1 pseudogene is annotated in these 413 nt (G+C 50.1%); it reads right to left on the bottom strand.

Annotated elements, in window-relative coordinates:
- Nucleotides 1-309: pseudogene (locus tag ASC50_RS05075) on the bottom strand (ATP-binding cassette domain-containing protein); the annotation flags it as partial.
- Nucleotides 310-413: the final 104 nt, after the last annotated feature.

The raw sequence follows: 413 nt of genomic DNA on the forward strand, positions 1-413 counted from the left end.
ATGTTGCAGAAATTGTGCGGCGGTGAGTTGCTTGCCATCGCCCAGGTCGATGACTTCGGCGATGTTTTGCACCACGTCGATGACTTTCATGCGGTCGTCAAATTGCAAGCCATCCTGACTGTAATAGCCGAATTTGACCGTTTCGCCCACGTCAAACCGCCCCGAATCGGGCTGTTCCGCGCCTATGAGCATTTTGATGAATGTGGATTTGCCCGTGCCGTTGTTGCCGATAATGCCTAATTTTTCGTAGCGTGAGAAGATGTAGTTGAAATCTTCCACTATTTTGATGTCGCCAAAGCGTTTGGACAAAGTGGTTGACCACCTCCTCGTTTTCAAAGGGCAAGCCAAAATTCAAGACTTCCCCGGCAATTACACGCAATACCGCTGTCATTGCGGGCTTGACCCGCAATCTC

It is taken from the genome of Candidatus Symbiothrix dinenymphae (assembly GCF_001431085.1).